A 15,352-nucleotide genomic window follows, 5' to 3' on the forward strand; every position below is an offset into this window, starting at 1 on the left:
GGCGAACCTATCGGCGCCGGACGGGCACCCGGCGGGCCGCGCGCCCGATTCCCGTACGCGTCGGCCCAGGACACACCCGTTCGGGTGAACGGCGGCGGGCGGCCGGATCACCCGGCACGCGCGCGTGGCCCCCTCCCGCACCGGCTCCGGCTCAGTACGCGAGCCGGCTCCCGCCGCCCGGCGTGGCCGTGCTCGCCGCGACCAGGGCGTCGACGACGGCCTCCACGTCCGGCAGCCACGGGCGGGCGGAGCCCGCGAGCGGGGCCCGCTCCCAGCGGGCCTGACCGGTGCCCGCCGTGGACGGCGGCAGCAGCAGGTAGCCGCCCTCTCCGTGGAAGCGCAGCGAGCTGGGCACGCTGTCCTTCGCGTACAGCAGCTCGCCGAGCCGTTCGAGGCCGTACGGGGCGACCAGGATCGACCAGCGGGTCGGCGTCGCCACCACGGGGCCGAGCCGCATGCCCATCGCGTCGAGGTCCCGCAGGGCGCGCGCGCCCGCGAGGGCCGGGAGGCTCACCGCGCAGGGGGCGCGGCCGCCGGTGGCCAGCAGGACCGGGGCGTCCGGGCGCCGGGTCCACCACCAGCGGATCATCCGCTCGTCGGTGGTGGCGGCCAGGAGGCCGGGGTCGAAGGGGTGGGCGCCGGGGACCACGCAGTCGGCGTCGGGGCAGGCGCACACCGGCCCGTCGGCGCCGGCCCGGATCGCACCGCCGGACCGCTCGGCCGGGCCGCCGGTTCCGGACCGCTCCGCGCGGCCCGCGCCGGACCGCTCCGCGCCGCCGGTTCCGGGCTTCGTCCGCGGGCCGCCGGGGCCGGAGGTCTTCGTCGCGCCGGCGGGCTCCGCCAGGCCCACTCCCGGCAGGACGGGCCAGTCCCAATCGACCGCGAAGGCGACCGCCGCTTCCTGCCGTGCGGTCCTCGCCTTGCGCCGGAACCGGAGCCTGCGTCGCCTTCCGAGGATCTCGCGCATGAGCGCTCGTTCCTTTCCGTTGAACGCCGAATCCACATCACACCACGTGCAGATCTCTTCACCGTGCGTATCAGCGCGTACAGCGTCGGCGGTGCGTCGCCCCGCCCGGGGCGGGGCCGGCCGGAACGGGGCCGGGTCACAGTCAGGTCGAAACCGGTTCAGAACACGATCCCCGCCACGCGGGGACGGGCCGCGGCCTGCGGCACGTACGACGCCGGGGTTCCGCTTCTCGATCCCGGGGCACTGTCAACTGCCCCTGCCTGTCATCGATTACGTACCCCACACGCTCAGAATGACGCGCTTTCAAACGACGCCAGTCGACCGCAAATGGTGCACACCGGGGGCAATTTTCAGCCAACTTCCAGCTCACTTCAACCCCTGCGCACGACCTCCCGGAACGTCCCCCGGACACCACAAGTCCCACGGGGACAATGCTGGACATCGCTCCTCGGGTGCGTGTACATGTGGAGACATCGAGCGGTGCTCTATGACATGGGGGTTTGCGATGCCATGGCCTCAAACGCACCGGTCGGAAAGCCGACCGGGATGACTTCCCCACACCTGCCGAAGCACCTTGCGAAAGTGGCCGGAATCGACTCCACGGTTCCCGCTCCGCCGCACACTAAGGCGCCCCTCGCGGGCGTTCCCGCCGCCGCGGCACCGGCCGACGCGGCCCCCGCGCCCGGCGCCCTGATCACGGACCGCCTCGCCGGCTGGGTCTCCGACCTCACCACCCTCCACGAACTCACCGAGCGGCTCATCAGGACCGCCACCCTCGACGAGGCCCTCCACGAGGTCCTCGCCGCGGGAGCCGCCCTCGTGGGCGCCCGCCGCGGCATGGCCGTCCTCGAACCCGCCGACGGCCTCGGCCCCACCGCCACCGTCGGCCTCGGCCTCGCCCACGCCGACCTCGGCACCATCGAGACCGTCCCCCGCGCCGCCACCGGCCACGGCCGCCTCCTCGACGGACTCGCCGACCCGGCGGACCCGCGCGGCCCCGCCCGCGTCCCGGACCCCATCGCCATCCCCGACGTGCGCGCCGAGGAGGGACTCGACCCCCGCCACCGCGAGGTCGCCGCCCGGCTCGGCTACGCCGCCAGCTACGCCCTCCCCCTCGCCACCGAGGAGGCCGGCCGGATCGGCGCCGGCGTCTGGTTCTACGACGAGCCCGCCGCCCCCACCGACCGCCAGCGCCACCTCGTCGGCCTCTACGGCCGCTTCGCCACCGAGCACCTCGCCCGCCTCCTCCAGGTCGAGCGGGCCCGCGTCCAGGTCTCCACCGTCGCGGAGGAGCTGCTCCCGAGCCGGCTCCCCCGCGTCCCCGGCGTCCGGCTCGCCGCCCGCCACCGCACCGGCCCCCGCGGCGGCGGCGACTGGTACGACGCGCTCCCGCTGCCCGACGGCGCCCTCGGGCTCTCCGTCGGCTCCGTCTCCGGCACCGGGCCGAGCGCGCTGGCCGCGATGGGCCGGCTGCGCGCCTCGCTGCGGGCGTACGCGGTGATGGAGGGCGAGGACCCGGTCGCCGTCCTCTCCGACCTGGAGCTGCTGCTCCGCCTCACCGAGCCGGCCCGCTCGGCCACCGCGCTCTTCGCCTACGCCGAGCCCGCCCGCCGCCGGCTCGTCCTGGCCGGAGCCGGCCACGCCCCTCCGCTGCTCATCGGCGAGCGCCGCACCGAGTACGTGGAGACCTCGCTCTCCGCCCCGCTCGGGATGCTCTCCTGCTGGGAGGCGCCCAGCGTGGAGCTGGAGGCCGCGCCTGGAGAAACGGTGCTGCTCTACACGGACGGGCTGCTGCGGCGTACCGGCGACCCCGTCGACCGGGCCTTCGCCCGGCTCCACGCCGCCGCCGCGAACGTGCCCCGGACGGACCGGGACGACCCGGGCGCCGTCGCCGACCACGTGCTGCGGACCGTGCTCCCGGACGGGCTCGACCCGGCGGTGGAGGGCGAGGACGTGGTGCTGCTCGCCGCCCGCTTCGACTGATCCCGCCGGTGACCGCGCGGTAACAGGTCCTCCGGCCCTGGGCCCCCTTCCGTACGACCGTACGATGGAGGGGGTTCAGTGTCGTACCAGAGGAGGCAGACCCGTGGCCGAAGAGCTCACTCCGGAGACCCCGGACGAGGCCGAAGAGCCGATCAAGCAGCGGAAGAACGGCCTGTACCAGGGCGTGTCCGACGAGCTCGCCGAGAACATGAAGTCCGGCTGGGCCGACACGGAGCTGACCGGCCTCGCGCCGATCCCGCAGGCCGCCGAGACCGCCGCGCGCCGCGCCGCGCTCTCCGCCCGCTTCCCGGGCGAGCGCCTGGTGATCCCGGCCGGCAACCTGAAGACCCGGTCGAACGACACCGAGTACAGCTTCCGCGCCTCCACCGAGTACGCGTACCTCACCGGCGACCAGACGCACGACGGCGTCCTCGTCCTGGAGCCGGTGAAGGACGGCCATGAGGCCACGATCTACCTGCTGCCGCGCTCGAACCGCGAGAACGGCGAGTTCTGGCTCGACGGCATGGGCGAGCTGTGGGTCGGCCGCCGCCACTCCCTCGCCGAGGCGGAGCAGCTGCTCGGCCTCCCGGCGAAGGACGTGCGCGAGCTGACCGCCGCCCTGGGCGAGGCCACCGGCCCGGTCCGCGCCGTGCGCGGCCACGACGCCGGCATCGAGGCCGCCCTCACCGACAAGGTCACCGCCGAGCGCGACGAAGAGCTGCGCGTGTACCTCTCCGAGGCCCGGCTGATCAAGGACTCCTTCGAGATCGCCGAGCTGGAGAAGGCCTGCGCCTCCACCGCCCGCGGCTTCGAGGACGTCGTGAAGGTCCTCGACAAGGCCGAGGCCACCAGCGAGCGCTACATCGAGGGCACCTTCTTCCTCCGCGCCCGCGTCGAGGGCAACGACGTCGGCTACGGCTCCATCTGCGCCGCCGGCCCGCACGCCTGCACCCTCCACTGGGTCCGCAACGACGGGGCCGTCCGCTCCGGCGACCTGCTCCTGCTCGACGCCGGCGTCGAGACCACCGAGCTGTACACCGCCGACGTCACCCGCACCCTGCCGATCAACGGCCGGTACACGGAGATCCAGCGCAAGATCTACGACGCCGTGTACGAGGCGCAGGAGGCGGGCATCGCCGCGGTGAAGCCCGGCGCCGCCTACCGCGACTTCCACGACGCCGCCCAGCGCGTGCTCGCGGAGAAGCTCGTCGAGTGGGGCCTCGTCGAGGGCCCGGCCGAGCGCGTCCTGGAGCTGGGCCTCCAGCGCCGCTGGACCCTGCACGGCACCGGCCACATGCTCGGCATGGACGTCCACGACTGCGCCGCCGCGCGCACCGAGGCGTACGTCGACACCACGCTGGAGCCGGGCATGTGCCTGACCGTCGAGCCGGGGCTCTACTTCCAGGCCGACGACCTGACCGTGCCGGAGGAGTACCGCGGCATCGGCGTCCGGATCGAGGACGACATCCTCGTCACCGAGGACGGCAACCGGAACCTGTCGGACCAGCTGCCGCGCCGCTCCGACGAGGTCGAGGCGTGGATGGCGGCCCTGAAGGGCTGACGACCGCGCGAAGGCCCCGCCCGGTGACCACCGGGCGGGGCCTTTCCCGTGCCCGCGACCGGATCAGACCCGCGGCCGGGCCAGTGCTTCGGCCGGGGCGCGTCGTCGGCACGATCACGCCCGCGGCCGGGGCACGTCGTCGGTCCGGTCACGCCATCAGCAGGGTCGGGGTGTCCTTCCACTTGAGGAGCTTGTCGAAGCTGACCACCGCGCCGCCCCGGCCCGAGCGGCCGAAGTGGACGTGGTCGGAGAGCTCCTCGATCAGGCGGAGGCCGCGGCCGTCCTCGGCGTCCGGACGGGCCGCCGGAGCGGGCGCCGCCGGCGCGCCGGGGAAGCCGGGGCCGGCGTCCGTCACCTCGATGCGGCAGGTCTCGCCGTCGAGGAAGGCCGTCACCCGGTACGCCTCCGAGCCCCGGCCCGCGGCCGCGCCGCCCCCGTGCTCGACCGCGTTGGCACACGCCTCGGTGAGGGCCACCGACAGGTCGTAGGACACCTCGGGATCGACCCCGGCCGTCTCCATGGTGCCGAGGAAGAGGCGCCGGGCGAGCGGCACGCTCGCGGCCTCGCGCCGCAGATGGAGTGACCACCAGATGCTCATGCTCCAGCCTCCCGGCAGCGGCTCGACATACCCCTAGCTATTGCCGCCGACGGCGGTCCGTAAGCGCGCGGAAGCGTCAAGAGCGCCCGTTCGGCGGACGCGAGGGGCCCCGGGGCCGGTGTATGTCCGCCCGAACACCCCCAAGAGCGACCTTGCGGACCTGCCTCATGAGGACGGGGGGCCTGGTGCGATGATGGGGCCGCCATGTCTGCCCCCGCGCTCGCTCCACGGCTGCTGAGGGCCGCGGTGTTCACCGCGGTCTGCGTCGTGCTGTCCGCGCTGGGACACGCGCTCGCCGCCTGTGCGGGCATCGCCCTGTGGACCCTCCTCGCCGGACTCCTCGGCGTCTTCGGGGTCACGGTCCTGCTCACCGGACGCGAGCGCTCCCTCGGCTTCGTCGTCGCCGCCCTCGCCGGCGGCCAGCTCGGGCTCCATCTGCTCTTCGGTCTCGGCCAGCGGCAGCTCGCCCTGAGCACCCAGGCCGACGACACGCTCGTGCGGATGGCCGCCAAGCTCGTCTGCGGGGCGGGCGCCGCCTCCCTCACCCCCGGCGACGCCGCCGGGATCCTCAGCCGCGCCGGCATCGACCCGGCCGCCGCCGCGCACGCCCACGCGGGCATGCACGCGGCCGGCGCGACGCCCGGCGACGCGCTGCTGCCGAGCCTGCCGATGCTCCTCGGGCACCTGCTCGCCGCCCTGGTGGCCGGCTGGCTGCTGCGCCGGGGCGACCTCGCCCTGGTCCGGGTCGCCGAACTCTCCGAACAGCGGGCCGCCGAACTCGCCGAGGGCACCCTGGTCCGCGCCCTGCGCACCGCCCTCCGGCTCGTCCGGGCCCTGCTCGCCGGCCTGGCGGCGCTGGCCCCCGCCGGTCCGCGCGGCCCGACCCGCACCGCCTTCGACTCCTCGCCGCCGCCGGTGGCCGGGGCACTCCAGCACACGGTGATCCGCCGCGGCCCGCCGGCCGCCGCCTGCGTCCTCGCAGCCTGACGCGGTCCGCTCCACGGGGAGCGGGACCGCGCCCGTCCGCGCCCACCCGCCCGGTTTCCCCCGTGGCCCCGCGGCGCAGGACCGGACCGCCTTCCCCTCTCCGGGGTCCCTCCGCGGACCCCCTCACCGAGCCGGAGTGTCTCTTCATGAACCTGTCCCGCGTCGCCCTCGCCGCCGGCACCGCCGCCGCCTCCGTCGTGCTCCTCTCGGGCACGGCCTTCGCCCACGTGGGCGTGCAGCCGCAGGGCGAGGCCGCCCAGGGCGGCTACGCGACCGTGAACGTCAAGGTCCCGAACGAGCGCGACAACGCCTCCACCGTGAAGCTGGAGGTCAACTTCCCGCTGGACCACCCGCTCGCCTCCGTCATGCCGCAGCCGGTCCCGGGCTGGAAGGCCGAGGTCACCAAGACCAAGCTGGACAAGCCGCTGACCCTGCACGGCAAGCAGATCAACGAGGCCGTCTCCAAGGTCACCTGGACCGCGGACGGCTCGAAGATCGGCCCCGGCCAGTTCCAGCAGTTCCCGCTCTCCCTCGGCCAGCTGCCGGAGGACACCGACCAGCTCGTCCTCAAGGCCGTCCAGACGTACGACAACGACGAGGTCGTGCGCTGGATCGAGGAGCAGAAGGGCTCCGAGGAGCCCCAGAACCCGGCCCCCGTCCTGAAGCTCTCGCCCGCGGGCGAGGACCACCACGGAGGCGGCGCCGCCTCCGCCGCGCCCACCGCCTCGGCCTCCGCCTCCACCGACGCGAAGGCCGGTCACGGGGCCGACGGCGACCACGCCACCACCGAGACCGCCTCGGCCTCCTCCACCGACACCATGGCCCGCGTCCTCGGCGTCGTCGGCATCCTCGTCGGCCTCGCCGGCATCGCCTTCGGCGTCCTCGCCGGCCGCCGCCGCTCGGCCTGACGGCCCGTCCCGGCGGGCCGGCCCGTCCGGCCCGCCGGGACGTCGAGCGCGCCCGGCGCCTCCTGCGCGTCCGGCGCGTCCAGCACTTCCAGCACGTCCCGCACTCCGAAAGACAGTCACCGCCATGTCCACAGAGAAGACGTCCCCGTCCCCGAGCGACGGGGACGGCACCACCGGCCGCCCCGGGCGGCGCACCCCGCTGATCGTCGCCGCCGTCGCGATCGTCGCCGCCCTCGGCATCGTCGCCGCGGTCGGCCTCGGCGGCGACGACACGAAGGACACCGCGTCCTCCGGCGTCGCCCAGATCGAGGGCGTCACCGAGAAGACCCGGGCCGCCACCGTCCTGGACCGCCCCTTCACCAAGCCCGACCTCGTCCTCACCGACACCAAGGGCGAGAGCTACGACCTGCGCGAGCGCACCAAGGGCAAGCCGACGCTCATCTACTTCGGCTACACCAACTGCCCCGACGTGTGCCCGCTGACGATGAGCAACATCGCCATCGCCAAGAAGCGGCTCCCCCAGGCCGACCAGGACAAGCTCCAGGTCGTCTTCGTCACCACCGACCCCGAGCGGGACACGGCCGCCTCGCTGGCCAAGTGGCTGCCCGGCTTCGGCGACGCCTCCTTCACCGGGCTCACCGGCGACTTCTCGGCGATCCAGGCGGGCGCCCGCTCGATCGGCATCGGCATCGACCCGCCGAAGAAGGAGAAGGACGGCACCGTCGTCTCCATGCACGGCGCCCAGGTCGTCGCCTTCTCCCCCACCACCGACCAGGGCTACGTCCTGTACGGGGAGGACGCCACCGTCGACGACTACGCCAAGGACCTGCCGAAGATCATCAAGGGGGAGAACCCGTGACCCGCCGCACCACCGCCCTGTCCGCCGCCGTGGCGCTCGCCGCCGCGCTCGCGCTCACCGGGTGCTCGTCCGACGGCGGAAAGCCCGAGCTGAAGGTCAGCGGCGCGTACATGCCCCAGCCCGTGGCGGACATGGCCGGCGGCTTCCTCACCATCGAGAACACCGGTGACACCGCCGACAGGCTGACCTCGGTCACCAGCCCGCTCTCGGACGACGTCACCATGCACGAGACGAAGAACCAGAAGATGCAGATGGTGAAGGCCTTCGACATCCCCGCCAACGGGGAGCTGAAGCTGGCCCGGGGCGGCAACCACCTCATGTTCATGGCACTGAAGAAGAAGCCGAAGCAGGGCGAGAAGGTCAGCGTCGAGCTGCACTTCGAGAAGGCCGACCCGATCACGGTCGAGCTGCCCGTCGAGGCCACCAACCACAACCCGCAGCAGCACTGAGCTCGTTGACGGAGTGACACTGTGACGACATCCACCGCCCCGCGCCTCGGCGCCGCCCTGGCCCGGCTGCTCGTTCTCGCGGCCGCCCTCCTGGGCGTGCTCCTCGCCGGCGCCGCCCCCGCCTCCGCGCACGCGGCCCTGACCGGGAGCGACCCGCAGGACGGGGCGGTGGTCGCCACCGCCCCCGAGGAGGTCGGCCTCACCTTCTCGGAGCAGGTCGCAATGAGCCCCGACTCGATCCGGGTCCTCGACCCGTCGGGCCGGCGGGCCGACACCGGCGAGATCATCGACCTGTGCAGCGGCGCCGTCGTCAAGTACGGCGTGGCCCTGCGGGCCGGTCTGCCGGACGGCACCTACACCGTCGCCTGGCAGACCGTCTCCGCCGACAGCCATCCCATCGCCGGGGCCTTCACCTTCTCCATCGGCGCCCCCTCCGCCACCTCGGTCGCCCTGCCCGAGCAGGCGGCCGGCGGCGGGGTCGTCGGCGCCCTCTACGGGATCGCGCGCTATCTGTCGTACGCGGGCTTCGCCGTCCTCGTCGGCGGCGGCGCCTTCGTGCTGCTGTGCTGGCCGCGCGGGGCGGGCGTCCGGCCCGTTCAGCGGACGGTCGTCCGGGGCTGGCTGACCCTCACCGGCGCCACCCTGGTCATGCTGCTGCTGCGCGGTCCGTACACCGGCTCCGGCAAGCTCGCCGACGTCTTCGACCTGGGCGGCCTCCAGGCCGTCCTCCAGACCAAGACCGGGGCGGCGCTCACCTCCCGGCTGCTGCTGCTCGGGGCGGCCGCGCTCTTCGTCGCCGTCCTCTTCGGCGCCTACGCCCGGCGCACCGACCCGAAGGAGCGCAAGGACCTCTCCTTCGGCCTGGGCCTCGGCGGCACCGTGGTCGCCGCGGGCATCGCCGGCACCTGGGCGCTGGCCGAGCACGCCTCCACCGGCATCCAGCCCGGCATCGCGATGCCGGTCGACATCCTGCACCTCCTCGCGGTCGCCGCCTGGCTCGGCGGCCTCACCACCCTGCTGGTCGCCCTCTACCGGGTGCCCTCCGTGGAGCGCGCGGCGGTCGAGCGCTTCTCCCGCGTCGCCTTCGTCTCGGTGGTCGTCCTGGTCGCCACCGGCCTCTACCAGTCCTGGCGCCAGGTCGGCTCCTGGTCCGCCCTCACCGGCACCCGGTACGGGCAGCTGCTCCTGGTGAAGATCGGTCTGATGGGCGTGCTCGTCGGCATCGCCTGGATATCCCGCCGCTGGACCCGGCGCCTGGCGGACCGGGCGCCGGCGCTTCCGGACCCGGGCCTGGAGCAGGAAGGCGAGGCCGAACCGGAGCCGGAGGACGAGGAAGAGGGCCTTGAGGGCGAGGGCCCGGAGAGCGGAGCCGCCGAGGGCGAGGGCCTTCAGGAGGAGACCGGCCCCGGCACCGCCTCCGAGCCCGAGCCCGACCCCGACCCCGAGCGGGCCGCCCAGCTCGCCCGGCAGCGGGCCGCCGTGGCCACCGCCCGGCGGAAGAAGGCGCGGGACGCGGACCCCGAGCGGACCGGGCTGCGCCGCTCGGTGCTGACCGAGGCCGCCGTCGCCGTCGTCCTGCTCGCCGTGACCACCGTCCTCACCTCCACCGAACCCGGCCGCACCGAGGAGGAGGCTGCCCGGACCGGAGGGACGACGGCCGGCTCGACCGCGGTGCCCGACCGCCCGGTGGACTTCCGGCTCCCCTTCGACACCGGCGGCGTGGACGGCAAGGGCGTCGTACGGCTCAGCCTCGACCCCGGCCGCACCGGCGCCAACGGCCTTCACCTCTTCGTCGAGCGCCCCAACGGCAAGCCGTTGGACGTCCCCGAGATCAAGGTGAACCTCACCCTGGAGGAGAAGGGCGTCGGCCCGCTGCCCGTCGCCCCCGACCGGATCCAGACCGGGCACTGGAGCGCGAGCGGCGTCCAGCTCCCGCTGCCCGGCGAGTGGCGGATCCAGGTGACGGTCCGTACCTCCGAGATCGACCAGACCACCATCGAGAAGAACGTCAAGATCGGCTGAATGACCGTGAGCAACCCCGTGACCGGCCCCGCGTCCGACGGAGCCCCCGCCTCCGCCCCCGACAGCGGCCACCTCGACATCTCCCGGCGCCGGCTGCTCGGCACGGTCGGCGCCGCGGGCGCGGCCGGCCTGGTGATCGGCGCCGCCGGCGGTGCCGGGATCGCGGCTGCCGTCTCCGACGACGGCTCCGCGACGGCCGGCGCCGGTGGCTCCCGCGCCCTCGCCTCGGTGGGGGCCACCGAGGTGATGTTTCACGGGAAACACCAGCCCGGGATCACCACCCCGCTCCAGGCCCGCGGCCATCTCGTCGCCTTCGACCTCGCGCCGGGCGCCGGGCGCAAGGAGGCCGCCGCGCTGCTGCGCCGCTGGTCGGCGACGGCGCGCACGCTGATGGCCGGGGAGGCCCCGCCGGAGGACACCGGGATCGCGCTGGACGCGGGCCCGTCGTCCCTGACGGTCACCTTCGGCTTCGGCCGCACCTTCTTCGACCGGACCGGGCTGGCCGCCCGGCGTCCGGAGCAGCTCGACCCGCTGCCCGTCTTCTCCTCCGACGCGGTCGACCCGAAGCGCTCGGAGGGCGACCTGTGGGTGCAGATCGGGGCGGACGACGCCCTGGTCGCCTTCCACGCGCTGCGCGCGCTCCAGAAGGAGGCCGGGGACGCGGCCCGGGTGCGCTGGCAGATGAACGGCTTCAACCGCTCCGCCGGGGCGACCGCCCGCCCGATGACGGCCCGGAACCTGATGGGCCAGGTCGACGGCACCAACAACCCCAAGCCCACCGACCCCGACTTCGACCGGCGGATCTTCGTCCCCGCCGGGGCGACCGGCGCCCAGGACTGGATGGCGGGCGGCTCCTACGCGGTCGTGCGGCGGATCCGGATGCTCCTGGACGACTGGGAGGGCCTGCCGCGGGAGAGGCAGGAGCGGGTCATCGGCCGGCGCAAGGCGGACGGGGCCCCGCTGTCCGGCGGTTCGGAGACCACCCCCCTGGACCTGGACAAGAGGGGGCCGGACGGAAAGCTCGCCGTCCCCGACAACGCCCACGCCCGGATCTCCGCCCCCGAACAGAACGGCGGCGCGGCGATGCTGCGCCGGCCCTTCTCCTTCCACGACGGGATCGGTGCGGACGGCACCCCGGACGCGGGGCTCCTCTTCATCTGCTGGCAGGCCGACCCGCTGCGGGGCTTCGTGCCGGTGCAGCGCAAGCTCGACCGGGGCGACGCGCTGTCGGCGTTCATCCGGCACGAGTCCAGCGGGCTCTTCGCCGTGCCGGGCGGGGCCGCCGAGGGCGAGTACGTCGGTCAGCGACTGCTGGAGGGCTGAGTCCCGCCGCCGTCCGGGAGCAGGCGACCGCCGGGGGCCGAGGGCTGAGACGGGGAGGGCGGGGCCTCCGGTCCGCATTAGGGTGACGGTATGTCCGCCACCCGGTACACCTACCTCGGCCCCGAAGGCACGTTCACGGAGGCCGCGCTGCGGAGCCTGCCCGAGGCGGCCACGCGGGAACTCGTCCCCATGGTCTCCGTCCCGGCCGCGCTCGACGCCGTACGGAACGGGGAGGCGGCCGCCGCGCTCGTCCCGATCGAGAACTCGGTCGAGGGCGGTGTGACGGCGACCCTCGACGAGCTGGCCTCGGGCGAGCCGCTGATGATCTACCGCGAGGTGCTGCTGCCGATCGCCTTCGCGCTGCTGGTGCGCCCCGGGACCGCGCTGTCGGACGTCAAGACGGTGACGGGCCATCCGGTGGCCCAGCCGCAGGTGCGCAACTGGCTGCGCAAGCACCTCCCGGAGGCGGTGTGGGAGTCGGCGGCGTCCAACGCGGACGGCGCCCGGCTGGTGCAGGAGGGGCGGTTCGACGCGGCCTTCGCGGGTGAGTTCGCGGCGGCGACGTACGGCCTGGAGGCCCTGGTCAAGGAGATCCACGACGCGGAGAACGCGGAGACGCGTTTCGTGCTCGTGGGCCGGCCGGCCCGGCCGGCGGCGCCGACCGGCGCGGACAAGACCTCGGTGGTGCTGTGGCTGGGTGACGATCATCCGGGTGCCCTTCTGGAACTCCTCCAGGAGTTCGCGGTGCGCGGGGTGAACCTGATGCTGATCCAGTCCCGGCCGACCGGGGCGGGGATCGGGAACTACTGCTTCGCGGTGGACGCCGAGGGCCACGTCTCGGACCGGCGGGTCGGCGAGGCCCTGATGGGTCTGAAGCGGATCTGTCCGCAGGTGCGGTTCCTCGGCTCGTACCCGCGGGCGGGCGCGTCCCGCGCGGACGTCAGGCCGCTGCGGCGGGGGACCTCGGACGAGGAGTTCACGGCTGCCTCCGACTGGCTGGCGAGGGCCCAGGACGGCAGGGCCTGACCGCGATACTGACCGAACGACGCGGTGCGTGCGTCCGGTCATCCACAGGCAGGCTTTATTAGTCCTACCTGCATACTTTTCGGTTTCCCACATCAGTTATCCACAGGCGTGACGCGCAGGCTGGGGACAAGTCGACACCCGCCCCCGACAAGGTCGACAAATCCCCCTCGTCACCCCTCGCGCGCATGCACTCCATCCACAGGGCCCACCCCCGCATACGTCAGAACGGCCCCCTCCCACTCACCCTCCGGAGCGATCGATTCCCCTCGAAATGAGTGCGTGAATGGTGTTTGATCACGCAATTCGGAGGCGGCGGAGCCGAAATCCACAGAACTTCCGCACACCCTGTGGATAACTCGGCCCGATGGAATTCCCGAGACCCCAACAACAACCTCAATCCGGGCATATCAACACGCGCCCATATATCCGGTGAGGTCGGGCGAGCACACACCGGTAGCCTGGTGGGGTGATTGACCTTCGCCTGCTCCGTGAGGACCCCGACCGTGTTCGCGCCTCCCAGCGCGCCCGTGGAGAGGACGTCGGCCTCGTCGACGCCCTGCTCTCCGCCGATGAGCGGCGCAGGTCGTCCGGCGTCCGCTTCGACGAGCTCCGCTCCGAGCAGAAGTCGCTCGGAAAGCTGATCCCCAAGGCCACCCCGGAGGAGCGCGCCGAGCTCCTCCAGCGGGCCGAGCAGCTCAAGACCGACGTCAAGGCCGCCGAGGCCGAGCAGAACGAGGCCGACGAGACGGCCCGCGCGCTCCTCCTCCGGCTCGGCAACATCGTCCACACGGACGTGCCGGTCGGCGGCGAGGAGGACTTCGTCGTCCTGGAGACGCACGGCACCATCCGCGACTTCGCCGCCGAGGGCTTCGAGCCCAAGGACCACCTGGAGCTGGGCGAGGCGCTCGGCGCCATCGACGTCGAGCGGGGCGCCAAGGTCTCCGGCTCGCGCTTCTACTACCTGACCGGCGTCGGCGCCCTCCTGGAGCTCGCGCTGGTCAACGCGGCCATCGCGCAGGCCACCGAGGCCGGCTTCGTCCCGATGCTCACCCCCGCGCTGGTCCGCCCGCGCGCGATGGAGGGCACCGGCTTCCTCGGCCAGGCCGCGGAGAACGTGTACCACCTGGAGAAGGACGACTACTACCTGGTCGGCACCTCCGAGGTCCCGCTCGCCGCGTACCACATGGACGAGATCATCGACGCCGACAAGCTGCCGCTGCGGTACGCGGGCTTCTCGCCCTGCTTCCGCCGCGAGGCAGGCACGTACGGCAAGGACACCCGCGGCATCTTCCGCGTCCACCAGTTCGACAAGGTCGAGATGTTCTCCTACGTCGCGCCCGAGGACGCGGAGAACGAGCACAAGCGGCTCCTCGACTGGGAGAAGCAGTGGCTCACCTCCCTGGAGCTGCCCTTCCAGGTGATCGACGTCGCCACCGGCGACCTCGGCGCCTCGGCCTCCCGCAAGTTCGACTGCGAGGCCTGGATCCCCACCCAGGGCAAGTACCGCGAGCTGACCTCGGCGTCCAACTGCGACAGCTTCCAGGCCCGCCGCCTCTCGGTCCGCATGCGCGAGGAGCAGGGCGGCAAGAAGACCGTCCAGCCGCTCGCCACGCTGAACGGCACGCTGTGCGCCGTCCCGCGCACGATCGTCGCCATCCTGGAGAACCACCAGCTCGCCGACGGTTCGGTGCGCGTCCCGGAGATCCTCCGGCCGTACCTGGGCGGGCGCGAGGTCCTGGAGCCGATCGCCAAGTGAGCGCCTTCCCCTACCGCCTGGTCGCGACGGACCTCGACGGCACGCTGCTGCGGGCCGACGAGTCCGTCTCGGACCGCACCCGGGAGGCGCTCGCCGCGGCGACGGCGGCCGGCGCCGCGCACATCGTCGTCACCGGCCGGGCGGTGCCCTGGACCCGGCACATCCTCGACGACCTCGGCTACGAGGGCCTCGCGGTGTGCGGCCAGGGCGCGCAGGTCTACCACGCCGGCGAGCACCGGCTGCTGACCTCCCTGACCCTGGACCGGCAGCTCGCCGGACTCGCGCTGTCCAAGATCGAGGCGGAGGCCGGCCCGCTGGCGATCGCCGCGAGCCGGGACGGCCTGGAGGGCGAGGTCCTGATCGGCCCCGGCTACCAGGCGCAGGAGGGCCCGCTGCCGTACGTGCCGTACGAGGATCCGGCCGAGGTGTGGGCGGCGCCGCTCACCAAGCTCTACATCCAGCACCCGGCGATGTCCGACGACGAGCTGACCGCCGTCGCGCGCGCCACCGTGGGCGGGCTGGTCGACGTGGTCATGGCGGGCCCGGGGATCGTGGAGATCCTGCCGCTCGGCCTGAGCAAGGCCACCGGCCTCTCGCTCGCGGCGCGCCGGCTCGGCGTGAAGGCGGCGGAGACCATCGCCTTCGGCGACATGCCCAACGACATCCCGATGTTCGGCTGGGCCGCGCGCGGGGTCGCGATGGGCAACGCGCACGAGGAGCTGCGGGCGGTCGCGGACGAGGTGACCGCCTCCAATGAGGAGGACGGCATCGCGGTCGTCCTGGAGCGCCTGCTGGCCTCCTGAGAGGGTCTCGGACGTACGTGGAAGGGCCCGCCTCCCGGGGGAGGCGGGCCCTTCCGTGTACGAGAAAGGGGCGGCCCGCGCGGACCGGAGTCCACGCGCTCGAAGCGGCC

General features: G+C 73.8%; 13 protein-coding genes. 11 read left to right on the forward strand and 2 right to left on the reverse strand.

The annotated features are described in order from the left end of the window. Positions 1-151: 151 nt before the first annotated feature. Positions 152-967 carry a bifunctional DNA primase/polymerase gene (locus ACFW6A_RS03560; protein WP_386638458.1) on the reverse strand — a complete coding sequence of 272 codons (816 nt, stop codon included), beginning with the start codon at positions 965-967 and terminating at the stop codon, positions 152-154. 492 nt (positions 968-1,459) lie between these two features. Here ACFW6A_RS03560 and ACFW6A_RS03565 point away from each other — a divergent pair, with 492 nt between their 5' ends. Further along, on the forward strand, positions 1,460-2,950 hold the full coding sequence (locus ACFW6A_RS03565) for a PP2C family protein-serine/threonine phosphatase (protein WP_351842749.1): 1,491 nt from the start codon (positions 1,460-1,462) through the stop codon (positions 2,948-2,950). 103 nt (positions 2,951-3,053) lie between these two features. Continuing rightward, positions 3,054-4,511, forward strand: coding sequence for an aminopeptidase P family protein (locus ACFW6A_RS03570; RefSeq protein WP_351842751.1), 1,458 nt, complete (start codon positions 3,054-3,056; stop codon positions 4,509-4,511). Positions 4,512-4,659: 148 nt separating this feature from the next. On the opposite strand, the gene ACFW6A_RS03575 is transcribed toward ACFW6A_RS03570, so the two are convergent. Beyond that, complete coding sequence (locus ACFW6A_RS03575; protein ID WP_351842753.1) at positions 4,660-5,109, reverse strand: ATP-binding protein; 450 nt, start codon at positions 5,107-5,109, stop codon at positions 4,660-4,662. Positions 5,110-5,313: 204 nt separating this feature from the next. On the opposite strand from ACFW6A_RS03575, the gene ACFW6A_RS03580 reads away from it, so the two are divergent. The 9 genes from ACFW6A_RS03580 to ACFW6A_RS03620 all read left to right on the forward strand — a co-directional run bounded on the left by ACFW6A_RS03580 (position 5,314) and on the right by ACFW6A_RS03620 (position 15,242). Further along, positions 5,314-6,096 (forward strand): hypothetical protein, encoded by a 783-nt coding sequence (locus tag ACFW6A_RS03580; RefSeq protein WP_386481728.1) that lies wholly within the window; start codon positions 5,314-5,316, stop codon positions 6,094-6,096. A 146-nt stretch (positions 6,097-6,242) separates the two neighbouring features. Next, a complete protein-coding gene (locus ACFW6A_RS03585; RefSeq protein WP_351842757.1) occupies positions 6,243-7,004 on the forward strand; it encodes a YcnI family protein in 762 nt (253 codons plus the stop codon). A 124-nt stretch (positions 7,005-7,128) separates the two neighbouring features. After that, positions 7,129-7,863, forward strand: a complete 735-nt coding sequence (locus tag ACFW6A_RS03590) for an SCO family protein (protein WP_351842759.1) — start codon at positions 7,129-7,131, stop codon at positions 7,861-7,863. Further along, positions 7,860-8,312 carry a copper chaperone PCu(A)C gene (locus ACFW6A_RS03595; protein WP_351842761.1) on the forward strand — a complete coding sequence of 151 codons (453 nt, stop codon included), beginning with the start codon at positions 7,860-7,862 and terminating at the stop codon, positions 8,310-8,312. The genes ACFW6A_RS03590 and ACFW6A_RS03595 overlap by 4 nt, the downstream gene beginning before the upstream one ends. Before the next feature lie 21 nt (positions 8,313-8,333). Continuing rightward, positions 8,334-10,334, forward strand: a complete 2,001-nt coding sequence (locus ACFW6A_RS03600; RefSeq protein ID WP_386638462.1) for a copper resistance CopC/CopD family protein — start codon at positions 8,334-8,336, stop codon at positions 10,332-10,334. Further along, on the forward strand, positions 10,335-11,657 hold the full coding sequence (efeB, locus tag ACFW6A_RS03605) for an iron uptake transporter deferrochelatase/peroxidase subunit (protein WP_386481721.1): 1,323 nt from the start codon (positions 10,335-10,337) through the stop codon (positions 11,655-11,657). It begins immediately after the preceding gene. Between the two features lie 90 nt (positions 11,658-11,747). Beyond that, the gene (pheA, locus tag ACFW6A_RS03610; protein WP_351842765.1) at positions 11,748-12,683 is read left to right on the forward strand and encodes a prephenate dehydratase; all 936 of its coding nucleotides are present in this window, start codon (positions 11,748-11,750) and stop codon (positions 12,681-12,683) included. A 466-nt stretch (positions 12,684-13,149) separates the two neighbouring features. Then, positions 13,150-14,439, forward strand: a complete 1,290-nt coding sequence (serS, locus tag ACFW6A_RS03615) for a serine--tRNA ligase (RefSeq protein ID WP_351842767.1) — start codon at positions 13,150-13,152, stop codon at positions 14,437-14,439. Further along, positions 14,436-15,242, forward strand: a complete 807-nt coding sequence (locus ACFW6A_RS03620) for an HAD family hydrolase (protein ID WP_351842769.1) — start codon at positions 14,436-14,438, stop codon at positions 15,240-15,242. Before serS ends, ACFW6A_RS03620 begins: the two co-directional genes overlap by 4 nt. Positions 15,243-15,352: the final 110 nt, after the last annotated feature.

Source organism: Streptomyces sp. NPDC058758, assembly GCF_042746075.1.
Lineage (GTDB): Bacteria > Actinomycetota > Actinomycetes > Streptomycetales > Streptomycetaceae > Streptomyces.